The organism is Bifidobacterium pullorum subsp. saeculare (assembly GCF_016899725.1).
Classification (GTDB): domain Bacteria; phylum Actinomycetota; class Actinomycetes; order Actinomycetales; family Bifidobacteriaceae; genus Bifidobacterium; species Bifidobacterium pullorum_C.
Window position 1 is genome coordinate 1 of sequence record NZ_JACLYU010000037.1, and the last position, 6,056, is coordinate 6,056.

The 6,056-nt window shown below is 66.5% G+C and carries 5 protein-coding genes; 3 read left to right on the top strand and 2 right to left on the bottom strand.

The window, feature by feature from the left end:
- Positions 1 to 224: 224 nt before the first annotated feature.
- Positions 225 to 2,045 (bottom strand): alpha-glucosidase, encoded by a 1,821-nt coding sequence (locus tag H7U32_RS09110; RefSeq protein ID WP_204469760.1) that lies wholly within the window; start codon positions 2,043 to 2,045, stop codon positions 225 to 227.
- A gap of 247 nt (positions 2,046 to 2,292) precedes the next feature.
- On the opposite strand from H7U32_RS09110, the gene ilvA reads away from it, so the two are divergent.
- The 3 genes from ilvA to H7U32_RS09125 all read left to right on the top strand — a co-directional run bounded on the left by ilvA (position 2,293) and on the right by H7U32_RS09125 (position 4,373).
- Positions 2,293 to 3,558, top strand: a complete 1,266-nt coding sequence (gene ilvA / locus H7U32_RS09115; protein ID WP_204469761.1) for a threonine ammonia-lyase — start codon at positions 2,293 to 2,295, stop codon at positions 3,556 to 3,558.
- Between the two features lie 69 nt (positions 3,559 to 3,627).
- The gene (locus tag H7U32_RS09120) at positions 3,628 to 3,903 is read left to right on the top strand and encodes a type II toxin-antitoxin system TacA family antitoxin (RefSeq protein WP_204469762.1); all 276 of its coding nucleotides are present in this window, start codon (positions 3,628 to 3,630) and stop codon (positions 3,901 to 3,903) included.
- Positions 3,900 to 4,373 carry a GNAT family N-acetyltransferase gene (locus H7U32_RS09125; RefSeq protein ID WP_204469763.1) on the top strand — a complete coding sequence of 158 codons (474 nt, stop codon included), beginning with the start codon at positions 3,900 to 3,902 and terminating at the stop codon, positions 4,371 to 4,373. The genes H7U32_RS09120 and H7U32_RS09125 overlap by 4 nt, the downstream gene beginning before the upstream one ends.
- A 130-nt stretch (positions 4,374 to 4,503) precedes the next feature.
- On the opposite strand, the gene H7U32_RS09130 is transcribed toward H7U32_RS09125, so the two are convergent.
- The gene (locus H7U32_RS09130) at positions 4,504 to 5,268 is read right to left on the bottom strand and encodes a Sir2 family NAD-dependent protein deacetylase (protein ID WP_204469764.1); all 765 of its coding nucleotides are present in this window, start codon (positions 5,266 to 5,268) and stop codon (positions 4,504 to 4,506) included.
- Positions 5,269 to 6,056: the final 788 nt, after the last annotated feature.

Consider the following 6,056-nt stretch of genomic DNA (forward strand, 5'->3'; position numbering starts at 1 on the left):
CGGAGATACGACCTTCGTGGCGACCCAACGAGCGCAGTCACCACGTGTGTCACGCCCCAACGAGCGCGGATACCCTGCCGACGACGACCCAACGAACCAAGACATCCCGTCCATGACGCCCCAACGAGCGGAGATACGGCTGTCAGACGCTCCAATGAACGCCGATACAACGCCGGGCGCCCGACATCGCTGTCGGGCGCCCGGTCGTTCGCTCAATCACTTGTTCACAGTTCGACGATGACGCCCTCCCAGGCCGTCAGCTCGCCGTTCGCCAGCGACACCGCCGCGTGGCTCGCCGACCGCGTGGCGATCACGATCTGCGATTCCTCCGCGTCGCCGTCCAACAGCTCCATCGACTCCGGGGGGATATCCACCGTGCGGCCGGACAGATTGACCAGCACCAGCAGCCGGCGCGCCCCCAGCGTGCGCGTGAACGCGTACACCTGCTCGTTGCCGCCGTCCACCAGTTCCCACGAACCGGCCGCGACCACCGGATTGTCGTGACGCAGCGCGATCAGGCGCTTGTAGAACGCGTGCACGGAGTCAGGGTCGTCGAACTCGGAGGCCGCGTTGATCTGCGCATGATTCGGATTCACCTCAATCCACGGTTCGGCCGGCGCGTCCGGCGCGGTGAACCCGGCGTAGCGCGAGGCGTCCCACTGCATCGGCGTGCGGGCGTTGTCGCGGCTCACCGCGGCCAGCGACCGCATCATCGACTCGGGCGTCTGCACCTTCGCCTCCTCCACGCGCTGGCGGAAGGCGTTGAGCGACTCTAGGTCGCGGTACTGGTCGAGGGACGTGAAGTGGGCGTTGGTCATGCCCAGCTCCTCGCCCTGGTAGATGTACGGGGTGCCGCGGTGCAGGTGCAGCAGCAGACCGAGCGCCTTGGCGGAGGCGACGCGGGCCCCCTCGGTGGAGTCGTCGCCCCAGCGGGAGACGACGCGCGGCTGGTCATGGTTGCAGAAGAACAGGCTGCACCAGCCGGCGCCGGCCACGGCGCGCTGCTGCTCGGCGAGCTTGCCGCGCAGCCACGGCATGCGGAACGGCACGAGCTCCCACTTCGGCCGGCCCTCGCCCTCGCCCATATGGTCGAAGAGGAAGAGCATGTCGAGCTCCTTGTTGGCCGGGTCGGTGATCTGCTCGTTGCGCGTGGCGTCCACGCCCGGCGCCTCGCCCACGGTGAGGAAGCCCTCACGTCCCTCGAACACCTCGCGGCGCATCTCCTTGAGGAACTCGTCCAAGCGCGGCCCGTCCGAGCAGAACGGGAACGGGGAGGACCAGCCCTCCTCGCCCACCGGATAATCCTCGATCAGGGAGCCCTCCTCACCGGGCAGGCGGCCGTTGGCGTCGTACACCTTGGAGATCTGGGTGATCACGTCCATGCGGAAGCCATCGATGCCGCGGTCCATCCACCAGTTCATCATCGCGTACACGGCGCGACGCACGTCCGGGTTCTCCCAGTTGAGGTCCGGCTGCTTCTTCGAATACTGGTGCAGGAAGTACTCGCCGCGCTTCGGGTCGTACTGCCAGGCGGAGCCGCCGAAGTACGAGCCCCAGCGGTTCGGCTCGGCGCCGGGCGCGCCGGGCTCCATGCCGGGGCGGGCCGGGCGCCAGATGTACCAGTCGGCGTGCGGATCGTCCTTGTCGCGCGAGGCCTCGAACCACGCGTGCTCGTCGGAGGTGTGGTTGACGACCAGATCCATCACGATCTTGATGCCCCGCCGGTGCGCCTCGGCGAGCAGCTCGTCCATATCCGCCAGCGTGCCGAACAGCGGGTCGATGTCCTGGTAGTCGGCGATGTCGTAGCCGTTGTCATCCTGCGGGGACCGGTAGACGGGGGAGAGCCACAGCACGTCCACACCCAGGTCCGCCAGGTAGTCGAGACGGGAGGTGATGCCCTTGAGGTCGCCGATGCCGTCGCCGTTCGTATCCTGGAACGAGCGCGGGTAGATCTGATAGACGACGGCGTTCGCCCACCACGGGTTCGGGGTGGCGCCGTTGGTGCGGACGGAGTCGGGGAGCTGCGGACGGTTGCTGTCGGTCATCGATGGCCTTCCTTCTTGATGGTGATGGATGCGCCGGGAGCGGCGTCGGTGCCTCCCCCGTCGGTTCCCCAAGCTTAGGGGGCGGCGGTTTTCATTCCCATGGGAACTGGCGGCGGGCGCGTCGGAAACTAATCCGGCCGGCCGCCGGCGTGCGGCGGCCCGGCATCGGGGCGGCGTCGGGGCGGACCGCGGCACAATGTGGGACATCCCCCCGCTTGGCGCGGCGCCGCCCCATACAATGACTGACATGGAACAGCAGGACGTGTTGAAGGCATTGCGGCGTGACCATGCGGCCGAGCTCCAGCTCGCCGCCGAGCGGCTCAAGGGGACGGCCCGGCACACCGAGCCGATTCCCTCCCCGGTGCTCAGCGAGATGACCGGCCACACCGTGGTGCTCAAGCCGGAGAACCTGCAGGTCACCGGATCGTTCAAGATCCGCGGCGCGTACAACAAGATCGCCTCCCTGACAGACGAGCAGCTGGAGCGCGGCATCGTCACCGCCTCCGCCGGCAACCATGCGCAGGGCGTGGCCTACGCGGCCCGTGAGCGCGGCGCCAAGGCCACGATCTGCATGCCGCAGATCACACCACCGCTCAAGGTCGACGCCACCAAGGCGTATGGCGCCGAGGTGGTGCTGGTCGGCGAGGTATTCGACGAGGCCGCCGCCTACGCGCAGGAGCTTTCCGACACCAAGGGCATGGTGTACGTGCCGCCCTTCGACGACTACGAGGTGCTGTGCGGCCAGGGCACGATCGGCATGGAGATCCTCGAGGACGTGCCGGACGTCACCGACGTGGTCGTGCCGCTGGGCGGCGGCGGCCTGGGCGCCGGCGTGGCGCTCGCCATCAAGACCTTCCGCCCCGAGGTGCGCGTGATCGGCGCAATCCCCGAGGGCAGCCCCGCGTGGAGGAACTCGCTGGCCGCCGGCCACGTGGTGGCCGCCGACCAGGTGGTCACCTCGGCCGAGGGCGTGGCCGTCAAGCGGCCCGGCGACCTCACCTTCGCGCTGCTCAACGAATTCCTCGACGACCTGGTCACGGTGTCCGAACGCGACATCAACGAGATGATCCTGCTCATGCTCGAGAAGCACAAGCTGGTGGTCGAGGCGGCCGGCGCCGTGTCCCTGGCCGCGCTCGAGCACCTCAACCTGCGCTCGCGCAAGTTCGCCGCCGCCCCCGGTCCGCACGTGGTCGTGCCGATTATCTCGGGCGGCAACGAGGACGCGGTGTCGATCAGCGCGGTCATCCAGAAGGGCATGATCGCACGTGGGCGCATCATGAACTTCGAGGTGGAGCTGCCGGACCTGCCCGGCCAGCTCGTCAAGGTCGCGAGCGTGCTCGCCGCGGAACGCGCGAATGTGATCGCCCTCGACCACGACCAGTTCAAGGCCTCCGGCCACTACACAAACGCGGTGGCCCTCGGCGTGACGGTGGAGACGAACGGCCCCGAGCACATCGACCGTGTGCTCGCCGCCCTGCGCGAGGCCGGCTTCCAGCCCAAGCGCATCTACTGAGCGGCGGTCTGCCGCCCGCGCATTCCGCCGTTTTGTCTCATGCGGCATTCTTCCGTACAACTGTCTGGTATGGCAGCAACGGCAGCACCCGGCAGGGTCAGTCGTCTTGACGTGCGCATGACCGAGGAACAGCGCGGCCTCATCAACAGGGCCGCGGCCCTCAAGGGCGCGACCATCACCCAATGGGCGCTCGATCATCTCATGGACGACGCGCGTAAGGACATCGAGGACGAGACCAGCATCCGTCTCTCCACCGAAGCGTTCGACGCATTCCTCAAGGCATTGGATGAGCCAATGCCCAAGGCGGCGGTCGAACTGCTCGGCAGGGAGCCGAACTGGCTATGAGATTCACCAAGCCGCGGCGTCTCGTCGAAGACGACGACCTGAGCGGTTCCCGTTCAGGCAAGCCGTTCCTGGACGATTGGCTGCGTCATCGCGCGAAGGCTGCGCTCGGCAGGGGCGCCGCCGTCACCTATGTCACCCATGCGGAGGACGGCGGATTCGCGGGCTTCTATTCGTTGAGCGCCAATTCCGTCAACCGTGACGGAGACCATGGATGGCTGGCGAGGAACACCCCGGTGCAGATACCGGTCCCGCTTCTGGGAATGTTGGCGATCGACGAACGGTATCAGGGGAACGGACTGGGGTGGAGGCTGCTGCAGGATGCCTTGCAGCGGTCGTTGTCCGTGTCCCTGCAGATAGGGGCGCGTGCGCTGGTCGTGGACCCTGTGGACGACGAAGCCACGGGCTTCTACGAGCATTTCGGGTTCACCCACATCCCGGACAGCGCGCGGATGTTCCTCAAACTCGTGTGACGTAGCTTGCCGATGGCAAGGTGCCTCGGCTGGGCCCGCACGACGGAACCTCAGGCAGGGCATTGGGCCGGCGCCGGACACTGGCTGGACGAAGAGCATGTGGCGGTCGTCCAGTCAGTGCAGACGGGCGTCACTCGCCCGCCTGAGCGGCGGCGATCGTCTCGTCCACGAGCTTGGGCAGCGCGGTGGCGATGTCGTCGTGGATGAGGCGCGTGGCCAGCCGGTCGTACTGCGTGCGGCCCATGTTCATGATGGTGATCGGCACGCCCGCCCGCGCCGCGACCGGCACGATGCTGGCCGCCGGCATGACCTCCAGCGTGGAGCCGATCACCCACAGTTCGTCCGCCTTGGTGGCGCGGTCGTAGGCCTTCTCCATCGCGCCCTCCGGCAGCGCCTCGCCGAAGTAGGTGACGTCCGTTTTGATGAGCCCGTTGCACGGCAGGTCGCCGTGGTACGGTAGGCGGCGGTGGCAGTGCGGGTCCGGTTCCTCGTCCAGCTTCGCCATGATGTCGGCCGTCGCGTACTGCTTGTGGCACTTCATGCAATGCGAGGTGCCGATGGTGCCGTGCAGATTGACGATGACATCCGGGCTGTTGCCGGCCTTCTCATGCAGTGCGTCGAAGTTCTGCGTGGCCAGCAGCGTGAGCAGGCCCGCTTGCTCCAGCTTGACCAGCGCCAGGTGCGCGGCGCCCGGCTTGGCGTTCCACACCGGGGACTCCTTCTGCCAGCGCCACGAGTATTCGCGTGCCTCCTTGCTGGTGAGGAAGGCCTCGATGTCATAGACGCGCGTCTGGTCCGGATGCTTGGTCCACACGCCGTCCGGGCCGCGGAAATCAGGGATGCCGGCCGAGGTGGAGATGCCCGCGCCGGTGAGTACTGCGATCTTCTTGCTCATACCGCCTACGGTACGCCGCCTTCCCACGCCTTCCCTTACGGCGAACCGTACTGTGGCGGCGCTTAAGCGTACGTTTTGCCGCATTCTTACGGTCCTCATGCGGCGGACCGTACTGTGAGTGCGCGTCAGCGTACGTTTTGCCGCATTCTTACGGTCCTTATGCGGGGAATCGTACTCTTACGGTTCGCAGGCGTACGTTTTGTCGCATGGCTCTCGTGTCAGTGCGGGGAACCGTACTCTTGCGGCGCCCAAGCGTACGGTTTGTCGCATGGTCTTCGTTCCGATGCGGCGAACCGTACTCCTGTGGGCCGTAGGCGTACGGTTTGCCGCACTCCCGCGGCCTGCGCGCGGCCTGTGCGCTTGGATGGGTGAATGGGAGTTAAACGGGGTGTGATGATGCCGCGACACTCCGGTGAATGGTGGATGGTCGTTCATTTTGGTGGTGGTTTGGGGCGGTAGGATGGGGTCAACAGGGCATTTGGAGCCTGGATGTCTGGTCCGGGGCCTTGTGCGACACGCCGAGGGAACCGTGTGTTTGCAACGGTTCTCGGCTTGAGTGCGCCTTCGGGGTTGCGCGGTGGCCGCGGGGCGTGTATATTCACATCTTGCTGCTCAGCACGGCGGCCTCCTCCTCCGAGAGAAGAGTTGAGGAAGCTTGCTGGTGTGGTGGTGGTTTGAGAACTCAAGAGCGTGTTTGTACTACTTTTGTAGAGTCATTTGATTGCCAGTCCAATCGCAGCCCGTGCTTGTTTGTGGGTTCGGGTCACCGGAGGGTGTGTGAGTGCGGT

What these genes read in the sequence shown, in the direction of transcription:
- H7U32_RS09110 (WP_204469760.1), bottom strand. Translation starts at nt 2,045, where the DNA reads ATGACCGACAGCAACCGTCCGCAGCTCCCCGACTCCGTCCGCACCAAC.
- ilvA (WP_204469761.1), top strand. Translation starts at nt 2,293, where the DNA reads ATGGAACAGCAGGACGTGTTGAAGGCATTGCGGCGTGACCATGCGGCC.
- H7U32_RS09120 (WP_204469762.1), top strand. Translation starts at nt 3,628, where the DNA reads ATGGCAGCAACGGCAGCACCCGGCAGGGTCAGTCGTCTTGACGTGCGC.
- H7U32_RS09125 (WP_204469763.1), top strand. Translation starts at nt 3,900, where the DNA reads ATGAGATTCACCAAGCCGCGGCGTCTCGTCGAAGACGACGACCTGAGC.
- H7U32_RS09130 (WP_204469764.1), bottom strand. Translation starts at nt 5,268, where the DNA reads ATGAGCAAGAAGATCGCAGTACTCACCGGCGCGGGCATCTCCACCTCG.